Below are 18,715 nucleotides of genomic sequence, written 5' to 3'. Positions count from 1 at the left end.
TAAATTTCCCCCACTCATGAAGCTTTTTGGTAAGCATGTTATCCCGTATGGATGGCTCACGCTGGCACCGCTTGCGTTGCTTGGCGCGGATTACGATGACGCTTCCCAGCCCGCCTATGCCGATGGCTGGGAAAACCTGGAGGATGGCTCCGCCGAAGAAGACGGATTGGGCGGCTGGGTGTTTGATGAGTCGGCCATTCGCTTTGGCGATAACATTGGCATCGAGACATCTGCTCTGAGAAAGAGCGGAGACAATATTGATACCGACGGACTCGCGTTTATGCTCCATGACCGCAATGGCCAGTTTGTGGAGCTTTACCGGTTCTTTGATCCGGCTGGTTTGAGCCCAGGCGAGACTTTTTCGATTGAGCTGATCGTGAATGGCGAAGCCGGGTATCAAGGTTTGGACCTGCGCAATGACCACGACCAAACGATTTTTAATTTTAACGGTGGCATTGAACCTTACACGGTGAGCAAGGCAAAGTCTGGCGACGGCGCATTGGATTTAAATGCCAAGACGCGGGCGCTTTTTCAGCTTAGCTTTAAGCAGCAAACCGATGGCGGTGAATGGCAAATCTCCGAAGCAGGGGGACGCAAGGTGTTGGCCCGTGGCCAATATCAAGGCCGTGCGCGCAGTATCCGGCTCTATGCTGGCGATCAAGGTAGTGCCGTAGCGAACGCGCTTTTCTTTAACCGCCTGGTAATCAAGTGACGATTTTCTCTGATCCACAAGCATCTTAATCCCAAGATATCGATATGAAAAAAATACACTACCTCGCAATGTCCGCCATCAGCAGCGTTGCTTTTACTTCCTCCTTATCTGCCGCCGTTGTCGGAACCGATAACGCAAGCGCTACTGCCTATAGCGGTGGTTGGCTGGATGGAACCGACGGCTCCATCACTGGGCCTGGCGCCTACGGTATTTGGTTCCTGAATCCTGGTGCCGATATTACTCATGAAGTGGCTTCCGTGAGTAGCCTGAGCGGTAACCCTCCCAGCCTCGACACCGGCGGCGTGTCTTTCCGTATGCTCGGCAATGGTGCTGAGGCAACCGCATTTCGTTTTATTGATCCGGCCGGCCTGAGCGTTGGACAGAGCTTCTCAATCGACCTAGCGGTAAACTTCCGAGGCGGCAACAAAGGCATCGACATGCGCGGATCCGGAGAAGCTACGATATTCAACTTTAACATCGGTGGTGACGACTACACGGTGAATGGTGCTGCGACTGGCAATGGCAGTATCGGCAGCGCCTACAGTGACGATACCTTGTTCACCCTTACCTTCGAACAAACTTCTGGCAGCGGTGGCAACTGGTCGATTGCTCGCAGTGGCGGAGTTACTGACCTCGACAGTGGAACTTACACGGGCATCGCGACAAGCTTTAAGCTTTACGCGAATGCCGGTGGTTCAAACGAAGACGCGCTCTTTATCAATAACCTCGCCACGGTTCCTGAGCCTGGCCAATACGCTTTGCTGTTCGGCATGGGCATGCTCGGGTTAGCATTCCTGCGCCGCCGCTAGTCTCGCTACATTGCCACGAAAAACCTCCAGCCGGATATCGGCTGGAGGTTTCTTTATGTCGACCACCCCCGGACTTTCACATGGCCGAAAAATAGCTAGTCCTTATAAAGCACCGTGACGGCAGTGCCCTCGGCCGTAATGCTGCCGTTGACGATGCGGTCGTTTCCTTCCGACGGATCTGCTTTTTCAATGGCTACATGCCAGTCGCCCGCGGGTAGGCTAATGGCGGTGTTGGAACCGGAGTTGTAGATGACGAAGATTTCGCTCCACGAGTCGCCATTGTTGGCCGCGCCGTGAATATGGTTGACCATAACGCCGGTTGCCGGGCTGTAGGTGTTGATGTTGTTATCGATCTCCTGCCAGGTGTTCATGCGAAAGCCCGGATGATTCAGCCGATAGCTAATGACATCCTGGTAATATTCAAAGATGTCGAAGTTATCCACCTTCAGCTGCCAATCGAATTGGTTGATGCTGTCGGGCGATTTGTAGCTATTCTTCTCGCCCTGTTTGGTGCGGAGAAACTCTTCACCGCCATGCAGGAATGGAATGCCTTGCGAGGTGAGCACCATGCCGTTGGCAAAGGTCGAGATGCGTCGCTTGTAGGTTGTGTTGCTGCTGTTTCCGTTGAGGTCCGCCCAGTCTTCGATTTTATCCCACAGGCATAAATTATCGTGCGCGGAAACGTAGTTGATGCATTGCTCAGGATCGTTGGCGAACATGGAGTCCCACGTGTTCACGGCCACGTTTGGGTTGTAGGCAAAGCGAATGCCGCCGCGGCTGCCGACTTGGATCTCCCACAGATTGCCAACTTGATTAAATGCAAAGCCGCCGCCGGCGCCGTCATCGTTATTCCCTTTAATGGCCTGCCGGTAGTTCGGATTGAAACAACCGACATGCGAGTCCGCGATTAGCCCAATCGTGCCAAGGCGCACGCGGTCGGCCTCGTCGGGATCAGTGGCGTAGCCGTTCCATGGCTCGCCGTAGATGAGCAAGTCTCGGTCGGGGAATTGGGCATTGAGGTAGTCGGCCCATTCGGCGACATCCTCGTAATCAAAGATGCCAATCAGGTCGAAGCGGAAACCATCCACGCCGATCTCGCCAACCCAGTATTCGAGGGAATCGCGAATCATTCGGCTTACCATCGCTTCGCGTGGGTTAATCGAATTGCCGGTGCCAGCTAAACCGTAAGTACCGGGCGCATTGACATTGAAATAGTCCATCGTGATGTCTGAAAACATCCGCTCGCCTTCTGGGTGAGAGAACTGAATGTTGCCATTGCCATCTTGCGTTTCGATGACCCAAGTGTGGTTGTAGACCACATCCATGATCACGCGAATGCCGTTGGCGTGCAGCTCGTCGATCATGATTTTTAATTCCTCGATGCGGCCCAGATAGTCGTTGGGGTCGATCGCGTAGCGCTCTTCGGGCACGTTGAAGTTTTCCGGATCGTAGCCCCAGTTGTAGCAGCCTGGCCCGTCTTCCGGATCTTTGGCAGAGCAAGTGCCGTAGTCATACATAGGTAACAGCTGGACATGGGTGACGCCCAGGTCCTTCAAGTGCTGAAGCCCGGTGCTAACGCCGTTGTAGCTCGTGTTGGGCTGGACCATCCCGAGGAATTTTCCGCGCTTATTGGCGTCTACTCCCGATGAACTGTGGATTGTGAAATCGCGCACGTGGACTTCGTAGATAACGGCGTCTTCGCGCTCGTTGAGCGCTGGTGGGGCCACGCGTCCGCCAATGGGATCCGTTAACGCCAAATCAATGACGATGTTGGTATCCGTTCCCGGAATGACCATGCGGCCATAGGGGTCGCGAACTTGCACGTCATCAATGAGAAAGTGATACTCTGACAGCAGGTGATCGCCATAAACTTGGATGGCGTAAACATCGGTGTAGCCGTTGCCATCGGGTTGCAGGAGCAGGCTGTAAACATCGCCATCCACGGAGACCTTTACGTTACTCGTGTCCGGAGACCAAATGGCAAAGGTGGTTACTTCCGGGCTGTAGTGATGCCCAAGCTGGATTTGCTCTGCCGCGCCGAGCGATTGTACCGAGTAGGCGAGGGTGTCGTCGTTGAACGAGATTAGGTAGCGGCCGGGCGCTATCGTAATGTCGTTGCCGCCTTGCTCGGAGATGCCGTCGGGTTGGTTGTCGCCATAGTATTCGGACCAGTCGCCGAAGCGGTCGAACTTGAAGCGGTCCGAAGCGTGGCCGACAAAGTTGGCTTCGATTTCCCAGGTATGGTTTCCCACGAAAGTCATCGCCGCGTTACCCCAGCCGTTTATTGTGCCGCGAAAATAAACCTGGTCGAAGTTCTTCGCGCTCATGTTGATGACGCTGTAGGCAAGGGTGTCGTCGTTGAGCAGGATGATATAATCGCCCGCTTCACTGATGGGAATGTCACTGCCGTTGGCCTCACTGACGCCATCCAGCGAGGTGTCGCCGAGCTTGCCGGACCAGTCGCGTGAGTAGTCAAAGACAAAGCGATCCGAAGGGTCTCCGGAGAAGGTAACCTCGGCCATCCAGACGTGATGATCCACGAGCTGCATCGATTCGCTGAGATCAAAAGAGTTCGGTGTGCCGCGGAAGAAAACTTCGGTGTAGTTACGCTTGGTGATCGCGTATTGCAGCGTGTTGTCGTTGAAGGTGATGCGGTAGTCGCCGGCCCCAAGCGGCGTTGGGATGTCCAAGCCGTCGGCGTCTGCAATGCCGTCCAGCTCGTCGTCGCCATAGTTGCCGGAGAAGTCAAATGAGCTGTCGAACTTAAAGCGATCAGGCCCATTGGCGTCGCCGAGTCCGTTGAAGGTTGCATCGGTTAGCCACAGATTATCCGCAATGAGCGTCATTGGATGAGTGCCCCAGGCATTGGGGGTGCCGCGGAAATGCAGTTGGTTAAAATTACTGGCTTGTCCGAAAGCCAGGCTGCCAGGACCGAGTAGGCCCAGCAGGAGCGTTGAATAGACTACGGTGGAGTGTTTCACGGGAATAAACGGGGTTGAGGATTGATGCGGTTTGGTGTCAGCCACGGCAGAGAAATACGCGCGCGGCTGCTCAAGGGCATAGCGCGGGTGGTCGGAATTGGTAATGTCTTTTGTTTTGGACAGTTGAATGCACGGGGCCACCGATACGGATTTGGGGAAGCCGTTAAACTGTCCAACTGCTTACCGCTTTATGTCCCTGTTCAAGCGTGTATGTTTTCTGCCGAAGCTAGATAATGCTTCATCCTTATTCCCCGAATCCCGCCCCAACGATGCCCCTTCTAACTGTGATAGCCAGAGTGTCCCCAGGCTGGATTCGTGCGCGCGTCTGAGAACTAACCATTAACTTCTTATCAACGAAACCGCACAAAAAAATATCGCCATGAAACCACACACAACTCGCCTGAGGCATTGCCTGGGCTTTAACTTCGGGAGATTGAGCGCGCTGCTGCTCCTCCTTTTTGCCGGATGGAGCACGTCTCTATTTGGTCAGACAACGACCGCCGGATCGGTGACGTCCGCCACCACACAAACGGAATCCGGTAAACAGAAAGCGGTCTTCGGACTGAGCACTGGCGGCGTCTGTGAAATCATTCCATACGCGCCAGACGTGATCCGCGTTAAGTTCGATTGGGGCGGCATTGAGTCGCATGAAGATGTCGCCATTGCCAAGCCTCTGGGTGACTGGCCAGCCTTTACTGCGACCTTCACCGATGGGTCGATCTATACGATCGAGACTGACGAGCTGATCGTGGAAGTGACCAAGAGCCCGAACATCAAAATCGACTTCGTCGACAAGACGCAAAGCGGGCAATACCTCCTCCGCGACAAGCGCATGGAATACGACACGGGCTACAATCCGTACGGCGACACCACTTTCCAACTCCTGAAAAACAGCAACGACATCGCTGCCTGGTATCGGGTGCGCGTGGTCAAGGAAAGCCCGGCCAACGAGTCTTATTTCGGCCTCGGCGAAGTGCCCTTCCAGTTGAACCGTCGCGGCCAAGTCGTGCAGGGCTGGAATTCGGACTCCTTCTATTGGAACGACCAGAAGAACCCGATGTATATGACGATGCCGTTCATGTATGGCGTGCAGACACCCAACGGCAGCCACTCGGGCTTTACCTACGGCGTTTTCTGGAATAACCCGGCGCGTCCCAACTTCATGTTCCAGCGCGAGCGCCCCTACGGCGGTGCCCAGCGTAACCAACTGACCACGGTCAATGACCAGTTCTCATTTGAAGCAACGGAAGGCTATATCGACTACTTCTTCTTTGGCGGTGGCGATGACCACACACCGGCAGCCGTGCTCAGCCGTTACTCGGAGTTGACGGGTATGCCCGCACTGCCTCCTCGCTGGGGCCTCGGCCACCACCTGTCACGCTGGACCTACACCGAGGACCAGATGCGCAACATCGTGGCGACTGCCCGCTCCCAGGGTTACCCGCTGGATGCCATCTACTTCGACATCGATTACATGGACAGCGATCCGCACATCGTTCCGCCCGGCGGCACTTTTCAGGATGATGAATATCGCGGCAACAACGACATGCGCCAGCTCACCTTTCAGGACGATCCTAATAATTCCAACTATTGGTTCAAGGATGGCGTTAGCTTGATCAGCTATTTGCACACGAACAACGTTAAGGCCGTACCGCTGATTGAAGCCTGGTTCGCCACGGCGGATCCACTGTGGACCGAAGCGAATAACAACTCGCACTTGATCTCGAACAACAACGGCAGCACATCGATCAACTGGCTCTTCTTCGGCGATGTCTCCTACCTGGACTTTACTAGCTCTGCAGCGCAAAGTTGGTGGAAGACCAAGCAGAAGAATTACCTGAGCACTTACGCCTTCGATGGTATCTGGAACGACCTGAACGAACAAGCCGACGAACGCGACACAGTTGCGCAATCGCAGCCCATCCCGCTCGATGGCCTCTATGATGCCGATGGCCGCTACGGCTCCAGCACGAGCGATTATCGTCGCCAGCAAATCTACCTGAAAAACACTTACAACGTTTATCAGGCGAGCAACACCTACGACACGTTGGCTGAGCAATACCCGAACACACGGCCCTTTGTTCTGTCTCGCGCCGGCTGGCCTGGCATTCAGCGATACGCCTTCAACTGGAGCGGTGACAACGTTAACGAAAGCGCTGGCGGCGCCTACGGGCAAGGCCCGAGCTTGCGCGTTGGCTTGAGCACGATGATCTCCGGTCAGGTTTACTTCGGCCACGACCTTGGCGGTTTCCTGGGGAATGTTTCTAGTGAGTCGATGACCCGTTGGGCGCAGTGGTGCAGCCTCATGCCGTTCTTCCGCAACCACTCCGGTAAGTGGGACCAACTGCGGGAGCCTTGGCTCTATGCCAACTCAGCAGAAATCAAGGCGGCGCTGGAACTGCGTTCCGCGATCATGCCGTATTTCTACTCGCTGGCTTACCGCGCATCGACCACGGGCTTACCGTTGAACAACCCGCTGTTTTTCTCGTTCCCGAATGATGCGCAAACGCACCAGGCGAGCAGTGACTACGACTTCATGGTCGGCCCGTATTTGCTGGCGTCACCCGTTACGCAAACCGGGGCCACGCAGCGTAGCACCTACCTGCCGAGTGGCACAAACTGGTATTACTGGCACGATGATTCCTTCCACAGCGGTGGTTCGTCGGTCACGAAGTCCACACCGATCAGCGTCATGCCGATGTATGTTGCTGAGGGCGGCATCATCCCGATGCGCCCCGTGCTGCAATACGCCAACGAGTTCCAACCCGAAGAGCTGACAATCCACGCTTGGCCCAGCGAAGACGAAACCACGTTCACGCTCTACGATGACGATGGTGAAACCTTCGACTACGAGAGTGGCGAGTATGCATTGACCGAGCTGACCAATCAAACCACGAGCGGTTTGTGGACCTTCACGATCGGTGCAAAGCAGGGAACCTACGACCACGGCCATGATTACTACATGGTGGTGCGCCACGCAATCGATGCACCGACCTCGGTTGAAATTAACAGCGTTGCCGCATCATCGTTTGGCAGCCTCGGCGCTTTGCAGGCTGCTTCTTCGGGCTACTTCTACGATAGCAACGAACGCTGCCTCTACGTCCGCACCGACGAGACCAGCCAAGCGGTCACGATTACCGCAGGAGATAACTCGGCAAACCAGATTACGCTGTATTACATCACCGACTTCGCGAACCTGATTCATTACGATGCAGGCATTGACGGATCGTGGACAACCTTCCCGGGCGAGGCGCTCAGCAGCAGCATCTATCCCGGCGTAAAGTCCTTCACGATCAACGACACCAGCGCGGAGTTTGCCTTCACCGACGACGGCACGAACTGGGACAACAACGGCGGCGGCAACTACACGATCAATGCTGCCGGAACCTACACTGTGGATCCGGTTTCAGGAACGATCGTTAGCGGCGCGCCTCAGGAGTTCACCATCCATTACCTGCCACCCGTGGGCTGGACTTCGGCTCTTATGCACTACAGCGCCAATGGCGGCGATTGGACGGCATTCCCCGGCACCAGCATGGGCGTTAGCTCGGCCGACAGCGATTACTTCGAGCTGACGGTTTATGGCAACGAGTTGACGCAGATCGCGTTCACCGACGACGGCACGAACTGGGAGAACAATGGTGGCAGCAACTACACCATCACGACGCCTGGCACGTACACCATCGACTCGACGGATAACTCCATCGTCAGCGGTCCTCCCGGGGGCATCCAGCTGTTCTATGAAACCACCTGGACCAACGCCTTCATCCACTATAACGCGGACAGCAGTGGATGGACAACCGCGCCTGGTGATCAAATGCAGGCCACCGCGATGTCGAACTTCAAATACATTGAGATCGACGCCGATACGCTGGAGTTCGCCTTCAACGATGGCGCTGGCACATGGGATAGTAACAACGGCAACAACTATAGCATCACCCAGCCAGGTCTCTACACGGTCGGTTTCGGTGGCAATCTGTTGCCCAACTACAATCCCATCCGGATCGAGATCTACTATGACTCCGCCTTCAGCCCGCAAACGCACATGCACTACAATGTGGATGGCCTCGGCTGGACCACGATCCCCGGCGACCTGATGGACGAAGACCCGGCGTTCCCTGGCTATGAGCACATCATCATCGAAGGCACATCCATCGAGGTAGCCTTTACCGATGACGGCACCAACTGGGACAACAATGGCGGTAGTAACTACACCATCGCGAACCCCGGCGTTTACAGCATCGACTCGTCGACGAACAGCGTGACCTCCGGCTATCCGGCGGTGACGATCTACTACTCGACGCCGTGGACCAACGCCAACATCCACTACAACGCAGACAGCAGCGGATGGACAACCTCACCGGGCGTCGCGATGAGCAATAGCTCAGTCTCGGGCTACAAGGTTGTGACGATCGATGCGACCAATGTCGAATTCGCCTTCAACGACAATAACGGCACTTGGGATAGCAACGGCGGTAACAACTACAACATCACCGGCAAGGGCATTTACACCGTAGAAAACGGTACCGTGTCCACCGGCGCTCCGTAAGATTTGTTACCGGTTTCTTTCAAGCGCGCAGCGGATTTGCTGCGCGCTTTTTTTATCAAAGCGCGAGCGTTGAACTGTAAAACACAGCAACGCTACTCACATGCAATCCAACGCGTATAGTCGATTATGTTGGAAGCGTTTTCCAACGGTTAACCCTGTCCTCGTAAACTCATGATACCCATCACCGCCTTAAAGAAATTTACCACGATGCTCCTTAGCCTCGTTGGCTTACTATCGATCATTCCCTCCGCGCATGCAGAATGGTTTTTCCGTGGCACTCCCAATGGCTGGGATAGCGCGCAGATGACTCAAGTCGATGCTACTACTTACGAAACGATTCAGACCTTCAACGGCGAGGACACAACGGCTCGCTTTAAAATCGACCGCTACGATGACTGGACGGAAAGCTATCCCGCGCAGGACTACCTTGTTACCGATTTTAAAACATACAAGATCAGCTTCGACACCAGCACGCAGGCCATCACTGTCACCGAGTATCCGGCCGTGTGGTATTTTCGCGGCACGTCGAACAGCTGGAACACCGCGCAGATGACTCACCTCGGCGGGGACATGTTTGAATACACTGCGACCTTTAGCGGAGAAGAATCGCCCGCGCGCTTCCTCATCGATCATTACGGAGATTTTTCCGAGCGCTACCCGGCGCAGGATTATCAGGTGACGGATAACAAGACCTACCGCATTACCTTCAACCAAGCCACGAAGGACATCGCGGTCGAGGAAGTCTGGCCAGCCGATCAGTGGTATTTTCGCGGCACGTCAAACGGCTGGAATACCTCCGCGATGACGCGCCTATCCGCCAACACTTACGAATACATTGCGACCTTCAATGGCGAAGAAACACCCGCGCGTTTCCTGATTGACCATCATGGCGACTTCTCGGAACGCTATCCGGCACAGACCGATTACGCGGTGACTGACGACCGGATTTACCGCATCACGTTCAACAGCGACACCAAGCAGATTACCACGGAAGAGCTCGGCGTCATCGAGCCCTGGTATTTTCGCGGTACACCGAACAGTTGGAACACCGCCGCAATGACCCACATCGGCGACGGCTTCTATGAATACGTAGCAACCTTCAATGGCGAGGATACGCCCGCACGTTTCCTGATTGATCGCTATGGTGATTTCACCGAGCGCTATCCTGCGCAAGACTACCAAGTCGCCGACAACAAGACTTACCGCATCGTCTTTGACGTCGTCACGAAGAACATCGAAGTCAACGAGCTTGGCGCTACAGGTAGCGACTTCCGCGAGGAGACGATATATTTCCTGATGACCACGCGCTTCTTTGATGGCGATGCGTCGAACAACATGAAGTGCTGGGATGGATCGCTGAACCCGGCTTCCGATCCCGCCTGGCGTGGTGATTTCAAGGGCCTCATTGAAAAGCTGGATTACATCAAGGCGCTCGGCTTTTCCGCCATCTGGATCACGCCGGTCGTGAAGAATGCCAGCGGCTACGACTACCACGGCTACCACGCCATTGATCACTCCGAAGTCGACTTCCGCTACGAGTCGCCCGGTGTGACCTACCAGACGTTGATCGACGAAGCTCACGCCCGCGGCATCAAGGTCATCCAGGACATCGTGCTCAACCATTCCTGCAACTACGGCGAGGAAAATCTCTACCCGTTGTTTGATCGCTCTGAAGTGATCGACTTCAACGAAGACGCCGACAGCGCCGTCACCATTACCGATCCGAACAACGTCCTGCCCGCCAATTACCTGACGCTCACGCCCAATGCCCAATACGGTGCGCGCATCGATGCGATGAAGGAAGACTACACCGACGTCGACTTCATCTACCACCACGAGAAGTCACTCCAGTGGGAAGGCTACACGGTCCAGACTGCGCAGATTGCGGGCGATACGGTGGACCTGAACACCGAGAACCCAATAACCGCGCAATACCTGATCGACGCCTACAACCAATACATCGATATGGGCGTGGACGCCTTCCGCGTCGACACGGTGAAGCACATTTCACGGCTCACGTTTAACAATACCTTTGTCCCGGCCTTCAAGGCGCGAGGCGGCAATGATTTCTTTATCTTCGGCGAAGTGGCCACGCGCTATCGTCAGGTTTGGAACAGCAACATCCCGGCGATCTCCACGCCGTTTTACACTTGGGCGGAAACCCAGGCTTATCCGTGGGGGACGCGTGTGCAAAACGAAGCCTCGACCTTCCAACATTGGCAAGACAACGACACCGTCGACAACGAGCCGACCAGCAACAACCACCTGCTCGTGGGCAACGACTATCATGCGCCGGATCACTCGCTGAACTCGGGCATGGCAGTGATTGATTTCCCCATGCACTGGAACTTCCAGAATGCCTACGACGCCTTCAACGTCGCGCTCGGCGGTGACCTCTGGTATAACGACGCCACCTACAACGTCACTTACGTGGACTCGCACGACTACGCTCCCGACGGCGCGCCAGAGAATCAGCGCTTCGCCCAGCCTCAGGATGTGTGGGCGGAGAACCTGAGCCTCATGTTTACCTTCCGCGGCATTCCGTGCGTTTACTACGGCAGCGAAATCGAATTCCAGAAAGGCCTGGTGATCGACGTCGGCCCGAATGCGCCGCTTTCCCAAACGGGCCGCGCCTATTTCGGCGACCACATCGAAGGCAGCGTGTCCGTGTCGGACTTTGGCGAGTATTCCAATGCGACTGGCGCGATGGCGACTACGCTTAGCCATCCGCTGGCACAACACATTCGGCGATTGAATCAAATTCGTCGTGCCGTGCCCGCATTGCAGAAGGGGCAGTATTCCACGAGTGGCGTTAGCGGCGGCATGGCCTTTAAGCGGCGCTTCACCGATACCAATGTCGACAGCTTTGCCTTGGTCGCCGTGAGCGGCGGGGCGACTTTTAGCGGTATCCCTAACGGCACCTATGTCGACGCTATCACCGGCGATGTGCAGAACGTTGGTAACGGCAGCCTGACCGCCAGCGTTAACGGTAAGGGCAACCTGAAGGTCTACGTGCTGAACGGGCCGGGCAAGATCGGCGCCGACGGCGCATACCTGAAACCTTAATCACATTAAATCTACGACGAGTCGCATGGCAACGGTCACCCTGAATAACCTTGAGAAACACTACAACTCCGGCAAGCGCGATTCCTTTCACGCCGTCAAAGGAATTGACCTGGAAATCCGGGATAAGGAGTTCATGGTGCTCGTTGGTCCATCCGGCTGTGGTAAGTCGACCACGCTGCGGATGATCGCCGGTTTGGAAGATATCACCGGCGGTCATCTACGCATTGGCGAACGCGTCGTGAACGACGTGGAGCCGAAGAGTCGCGGCATCGCGATGGTCTTCCAAAACTACGCGCTCTATCCACACATGAGCGTGTTCGACAACATGGCCTTCGGGCTCAAGTTATTAAAAACACCGCGCGAGCAAATCCGCCACCGCGTGGACGAGGCCGCGGACATTCTTGGCCTGTCCACGATGCTGGAGCGTAAGCCGAAGGCGTTATCCGGAGGTCAACGGCAACGGGTGGCGGTCGGCCGCGCCATCGTCCGGCAACCGGATGTTTTCTTATTCGATGAGCCGCTGTCGAATCTCGACGCGAAGATGCGCGTGCAAATGCGCACGGAGATTTCGCGCCTGCATACCCGGCTCAATGCCACGATGATCTACGTGACCCATGACCAAGTGGAAGCGATGACGATGGGCGACCGTATTTGCGTGATGAAGGACGGCCACATCATGCAAGTCGACGAGCCGCTGGCGTTGTATAACCATCCGCAGAATTTATTCGTCGCTGGCTTCATTGGCAGCCCGCCCATGAATTTTTTTAACGGTCACTGTGTCATCGAAAACGGCAGCGCGTTCTTTGTAGAAAATCCGGTGAATGGCTCGCCGGGCTTTCGATTAAAACTGCACGACCGTTTGCGAAGCGCTGCCGCCAAGCAATCCGCCCGGCCCACGGTCCTCGGCATTCGACCTGAACATATTCAGGTCACCAGCGAATCTAGTGTCGGCAGCATCACCGCCACGATTGACGTTTCCGAACCAATTGGCGCGGAAACCTACCTGTATTTAAACACACCCGCTCCGCATGCATTCATTGCGCGAGTCGAAGCCGACCATGCATTTAGCGTTGGCGGCTCCGTTCACCTGAGTTTCGACCCGCAGCGCATCGCGCTATTCGATCAGGAAACTGAACAGGTGGTCTAGGCAATGCGGGGCAGCAATTCCTCAACTAACTGGGCAGAAAGCGTTTGCACAGTCTGTGATTTCGGGCTAGGGCTATGGCGAGATTTATCCCTATGCCAATTCATCACGCCCTTGTTCTAAACTTTCACCAGCCGCCCAATAATCTAGACGACCTGCTCGAAACGAATCCGTGGGAGGTTAAGGAAATTCTGTTTGCGATGGATCGCATGCCTCGCGCGTTGTGGGGCTATGAGGATGTGGCCCGCGTGCACCTGTCGATGTCGGGCACCTTGCTGGAAACACTGTCCTCGCCGGAATTTCAGGAAAAGGTGTATGGCGTCGTCAAGGTGGGTGACTTGCTCTGGCAACTGCAGAACACCCGGCTCTTCGAGATCCTGGGCACAGGCTATTATCACCCGGTGCTACCTCTGATCCCGAAGGAAGACTGGCAGGAGCAGCTGTCGCGCTGGCGCGGTCTGGCACAGCATTTGTTCTGGCGCGAAGATTTTGGCGGTTTTTGGCCGCCGGAAATGGGGTTCACCGAGGAGCTGATCCCCTTGCTCAAGCGCATGGGCTACCGCTACGTGCTGGTGGACGATGTTTATCTGGAGCCAGCCGAGGGGGAAATGTCCTGGCCTGAGCTGCGCTACCGTCCACACGTGGCGGAGTTTGGGGGAGAGGAGATCATCGTGATTCCCCGTGAGCGTGAGCTTTCTAATGCGCAGCTTTCCGGTATGGACCCCGATTGGTTTGAAAACGAGGTCAAGGAACGCACCAAATTTTGCGACTTCGAGCCGCTCGTCACCACGGCGTCCGACGGTGACAACGGCGGCTGGTTCCGCAATTACACTGAGGAGTCCAACTTCTGGCACGCGTTCTACCAGCCATTTCTAAACAAGGCGCGCCTCACAGGCGAAGTCATGCCGACCTACATCGAGGACTACATCACCAAGCATGGCGTGGGCGGCAAGGTGAAGGTAAAAAAGGGAGCCTGGAACACCGAGATGCACTACGGTGATGACTTCACCCAGTGGACCGGCACGCAGGAGCAAAAGGACGCCCTGGCTCGCATCCACGAGATCAGCGATGCCTTGCACTTTGTGAAATCGCAACGCAAGGACAGCTCTCCGCGCAACCCGGAGCATGTGGACTACCATTTTGGTGAGGCCTACTGGCGACTCCTGCGCGCGGAAACCAGCTGCAACCTATACTGGGGCAAGGCCTGGGTGCAGAAAGTCCACGACGACCTCGATGCCTCCTGTGCCGAACTAGATAACGCCCGCCGCGGTTTTTAGTGCTTTGGTTGTCGCGCCTGTTTGGGCGGTATTTACCTAATCCTTGATGATAAGCTTCTATCTTCTGGCCGGGGGCGGGTAGGGTATAAATAAGACCCTGTTGGCCGTATTAATTTTGGGGATTTCTATGCGATGATACGCTTAAGGGTGTATTATCGAATGAGGAAATTGGCTTTATTATTTGCCGGGGCATTTACTGTATTACAGTTTGTCTCGAATGTCGGCTATGCAAACTCGACTTGGAGTGGCGCGGCAAACAACAACTTTAACAACGCTGGCAACTGGTCCAGCGGTGGCGTGCCGATTACCGGCAATGGCTCGGAAAATTTAATCCTTACCTTTGGCACCGAATCAGGCGGTTCGCCGGATTACACCGTGCTCTTGAATCAGGGCAAGTCCAGTGGCGGCGTGACACAGCAAAATGTTGCCTTTTTCAATATCACCGGTGGCAGCGGCTACACGTTCAATGCCCTGAACAGCAACTACAGCTACATTACAAATGGATTGGCGAATGACGGTCGCACGATCGTTAACTCCAGTGGTAGTTTGGTGACTTTTAACGTGGCGATTTCGCAGAACAGTAATTCTGGCTTTGATGAGAATATCTGGGATGCGGGCACGGGAGGCCTTCTCTTCAACGAGACTGTTTCCTTTGCGAACAAGGCGAAGAACCTCTCGCTCGAAGGCGGTGAGTTTAACTTTGACGGTGGGGTCTCGATTGCGAACACCACGGGCTCCAGCACGATCGTTTATGCATCCGACGACTCGACGGTTTACATCAGCGGCACGCTCGGGATACAGGGCGGTAATGCGGGTTTGCATGGTGTTGGCGTGCGTGGTGGCACGATGCTGCTCGATGGCCCGTCGGGGGTTGACCTGATTCAGGACTCCGATAACGACGCCCGCGGGACGCGTCTGCAATTGGAAGGCGGCACTTTTGGTTTCACCGCGGAGGACAGTAACGTGCGCCAGGCTTCCTTCTTGCGGGCCTTGACGTTGACCACTGATTCGGTGGTCCAATTTGGCGATGATGTCGGCGGTGGGGAAATTAGCTTTGTCGATACCAACTCGGCTTCCAGCAGCATCTCCGAAAATCTTCTGATCACGAACTGGAACGGCACAATGAACACGGGTGGCGGCACGGACCAATTCATCTTTGCCCAGTTGGAGAACCAGGGCTCGACTGTGAGCGTAGGAAACCATTTCACGAATATCACGTTCAGCCTCGACGGCATGATATGGAGTTCAAAAATCATCGCCAGCCCGACTTACCCGGGCATGATGGAAATTGTTCCAGGATATGTCATCCTTCCCGAGCCCTCGACTTATGCGATGGGCGGAGTGCTGGTCGGCGCGTTGGGCTTCATTGAGTGGCGTCGCCGTAAACAGCTGGTCAGGAAGCGCACAGCGGAATAAATTCGCGAATATATTGCGCAATTCCTTGGCTAGCGGCGGCGCTGGCTAAAGTCGCCCGGGGCAAACTCCAGACTTCCTCTCACCACGGGAAGGCATTACTTTGGTGCGCAATTTTTAAAGACCATGAGCACCATAACCACTTTCTCGAACATCGTTTCCACCGAGTTGCCGGAGTCCGTACAGGCCGCTGCTGACACGCGTCGCGCGCCGGCGGTGGAGCTTTCTTTCACGGCGGATGGCGCGGTGCCGTTTCCACAGATCATTGTGCGTGGGCCGGCGGGTGAGATCGTCTTCAATGGCGAGGAGCTGACCGGCGACGACATTAAGGGCGTCTACAAGCTGGAAGTGCCCGCGGGTAAGCTGGGTGTGGGTCGCTATGAGGTGCAGTTCGAGGGCTGTCGCAAGGTCAACTGGCGCAAGTCCGGTGGCGATGACTGGATCAAGGCTTTCGGCCACTTCGAGGTAACGCCTGCGCCGCGGCCACGCGCTAAAACTAGCGACAAGAACGCGGTCAAGATCTTCTACGGCATCCACAAGCATATGCATCAGCCGTATTATGACGCCGCCAACCCCGATTATTGGGACGGCGAGAAAGGCGAAATCTTCGGTACGCGTCGCGGTGCTTATTCGAGTTTTATTCCCACGGCGATTCGCCACTACATTAATGGCGGTTTGCCTCACGGTGGCCTGTCCACCAGTTGGAGCGGCTCGCTGATCGAGCAGCTCAACGGCAAGGGCGGCTTCCCCGGTTGGGCCGATCAATTGCGCGAAGTGGCGCAGGAAAAGACCACGCTCGGCAATCCGCGTTGCGACTTCACGGCTTTCGGTTTTTTCCATCCACTCATGGCGCTCACCCCGGGTCGCAACATTGTCAAACAGATCGAGTGGCACCGTGGGCTGATCGAGTCCACCTTTGGCGCTCCGGCCAGTGAGGTGCTTTTCCCGCCGGAGACGGCGTTTCACGTGCGCATGATTCCGGCGCTGAACGAGGCGGGCATAAAGGCCGTCATCTACGATAGCATTCACCGCTTCCGCGCCTGCCAGGAGTATCCCTACGCCGGCTTCGAGGAGGGCATGCTGCCGCCGAACCAGAGCGAGCAAGTGAACCCGCCGGTCGACGACTGGCAGCAGCTCAACAACATCTGGGCGGCGAGTAAAATCAGCCCCTCATTGCTGCGCCCGGAGTACATCGTTTACACCGACCCGGATGGCAAGGAGCACAAGATCATCGGCGTCCCGGCTGAGCGCTACATCGGCAACGAAGATGCGCGCGGCGGCTTTGGTGCGCTGCAATATCCGTCCATCCTGGGGCAGATTCACGACCAGATGGTCGAGCTCGGCACCTTCGATCCCGAGCACCCGCCGTTCTTCCTGCTGCATAGCGATGGCGATAACTACGGCGGCGGCACCGACAGCTACTACGACCACAACACGCGCCAAATGGTGGAGTGGCTGCAGAACGATCCGCGCTTTGAACTGTGCACGGTCAAGGACTACCTGGAGCAATTCCCGCCCGACCCAAAGAACGCCGTGCACGTGGAGCCCGGTAGCTGGGCTGGTGCCGACAACGGCGACCCGCAGTTCATGAAGTGGTTCAGCCGCTATGACCAGCAATACTCGCCCGACTTGAATAGCTGGGCCGTGCTGACTGCGCTGCAAAACTGCGTGCATGCGCTGGAAGATTCACAGCCCGACCACTCTTCGCTTGGTGAGGCGCAGCGCCTCATGCTGACCGCCGAAACGAGCTGTTATTGGTATTGGACTGGCCAGCAAAATTGGGACCAGCAGGTCACGAACGCAGCCAACAAAGCGCTCCACTTGATCGGCGATGCGCTCAACTCTGTATCGCAAAGTGACTCGACCGGCCCGACCATTTTCGCACCATGGGTAATGCCGGAAAATCCGGGTGGCAAGACTTGGGGTAACCACTGCCTGACTGATGCCCCGCGTGAAGCGCAGGTCCACACCTTCGTTTACGACTTGTCCGGCCTTAAAGAGGTGAAGCTTACTTTGCGATGCAAAGGTAAGAAGGCCAAGACGATCAAGCCGAGCAAGCAAGCGCCGTATCACTCGGAAACGGGTCCCGCGCGCACGGCGGATCACGTCGTGTTCGATCTGCCCGTTGGTGCTGGTGACTGCCGTTACTTCATTACCGCGACTGACCAGAAGGGGAACGTCAGCCAGTCCGCGTTGGAGCGCGTTTATCTCGCCAGATGTTGCCAGCGTTGATCATCGGTGGGGTCTGCCTGACGGGTAAGACTACCTTGGCTAAAGAGATCGAGCGGCAGGCGGACTTTCGCGTGCAGGTGCTGGAGGGCGACGAGATGCATACCTCCGTCGCCATTGCCAAGATGCGGGCCGGCGAGCCGCTCGACGAAGAGGATCGCCAGGTGTGGCGCGACCGCGTTGGCGTGCGCATTGCCCAGCGGCCATCCGACCGGCTGCGGGTAATCACCTGCTCGGCGTTGACCCGCTATACGCGCGATACGCTACGTAGCCATGGCGAGTGCCAGTTTATTTTTTTAATGATCCCGCGTGTGTTGGCGGAGCTGCGGGCGGCCCGCCGACTCATGGAAGACCAGGAGCATTTCTTCCAGCCGGCGAAGTATCCCAAGCTGCTCGATGGGCAATACCGCGACCTCGAAATACCCGGCGCGGATGAGCCAGACTGCCGCGTGGTGGATGGCGACAATTTAGACTCCGTGCAACTGGCAGCCGAGCTGGTGGAAACTTACACGCTGGCCAAGTAAGGTGCTAGCTG

Annotated in this window: 10 protein-coding genes; 9 read left to right on the top strand and 1 reads right to left on the bottom strand. The window is 56.1% G+C overall.

The window, feature by feature from the left end; all coding sequences use genetic code 11:
* The first annotated feature begins 16 nt into the window (after nt 1-16).
* Both O3S85_RS18990 and O3S85_RS18985 read left to right on the top strand, forming a co-directional pair.
* Nucleotides 17-712, top strand: a complete 696-nt coding sequence (locus O3S85_RS18990) for a hypothetical protein (protein WP_269542549.1) — start codon at nt 17-19, stop codon at nt 710-712.
* 44 nt (nt 713-756) lie between these two features.
* A complete protein-coding gene (locus O3S85_RS18985; protein WP_269542547.1) occupies nt 757-1,521 on the top strand; it encodes a PEP-CTERM sorting domain-containing protein in 765 nt (254 codons plus the stop codon).
* Nucleotides 1,522-1,616: 95 nt separating this feature from the next.
* On the opposite strand, the gene O3S85_RS18980 is transcribed toward O3S85_RS18985, so the two are convergent.
* Entirely contained in the window at nt 1,617-4,502 is a 2,886-nt protein-coding gene (locus tag O3S85_RS18980; RefSeq protein WP_269542546.1) for an alpha-amylase family glycosyl hydrolase, read from the bottom strand.
* A 379-nt stretch (nt 4,503-4,881) separates the two neighbouring features.
* Between O3S85_RS18980 and O3S85_RS18975 the strand changes: the two genes are divergently transcribed.
* The 7 genes from O3S85_RS18975 (at nt 4,882) to O3S85_RS18945 (ending at nt 18,704) form a co-directional block, all read left to right on the top strand.
* Nucleotides 4,882-9,051, top strand: a complete 4,170-nt coding sequence (locus tag O3S85_RS18975; protein WP_269542544.1) for a TIM-barrel domain-containing protein — start codon at nt 4,882-4,884, stop codon at nt 9,049-9,051.
* Between the two features lie 171 nt (nt 9,052-9,222).
* Nucleotides 9,223-12,117, top strand: a complete 2,895-nt coding sequence (locus O3S85_RS18970; protein WP_269542542.1) for an alpha-amylase family glycosyl hydrolase — start codon at nt 9,223-9,225, stop codon at nt 12,115-12,117.
* 25 nt (nt 12,118-12,142) lie between these two features.
* Complete coding sequence (locus tag O3S85_RS18965) at nt 12,143-13,264, top strand: ABC transporter ATP-binding protein (RefSeq protein WP_269542539.1); 1,122 nt, start codon at nt 12,143-12,145, stop codon at nt 13,262-13,264.
* Between the two features lie 92 nt (nt 13,265-13,356).
* Nucleotides 13,357-14,538: a polysaccharide deacetylase family protein gene (locus O3S85_RS18960; RefSeq protein ID WP_269542536.1), complete on the top strand. Its 1,182-nt coding sequence runs from the start codon at nt 13,357-13,359 to the stop codon at nt 14,536-14,538.
* Between the two features lie 168 nt (nt 14,539-14,706).
* Entirely contained in the window at nt 14,707-15,954 is a 1,248-nt protein-coding gene (locus O3S85_RS18955; protein ID WP_269542533.1) for a hypothetical protein, read from the top strand.
* Between the two features lie 123 nt (nt 15,955-16,077).
* Nucleotides 16,078-18,183: a polysaccharide deacetylase family protein gene (locus O3S85_RS18950; protein WP_269542530.1), complete on the top strand. Its 2,106-nt coding sequence runs from the start codon at nt 16,078-16,080 to the stop codon at nt 18,181-18,183.
* Nucleotides 18,168-18,704 (top strand): hypothetical protein, encoded by a 537-nt coding sequence (locus tag O3S85_RS18945; RefSeq protein WP_269542529.1) that lies wholly within the window; start codon nt 18,168-18,170, stop codon nt 18,702-18,704. The genes O3S85_RS18950 and O3S85_RS18945 overlap by 16 nt, the downstream gene beginning before the upstream one ends.
* The last annotated feature ends 11 nt before the right edge of the window (nt 18,705-18,715 follow it).

The sequence above is a fragment of the Cerasicoccus sp. TK19100 genome (genome assembly GCF_027257155.1).
Taxonomy (GTDB): Bacteria; Verrucomicrobiota; Verrucomicrobiia; order Opitutales; family Cerasicoccaceae; genus Cerasicoccus; species Cerasicoccus fimbriatus.
The sequence above is the reverse complement of the archived record's forward strand: the minus strand, read 5'-3'. Positions and strand labels throughout refer to the sequence as shown.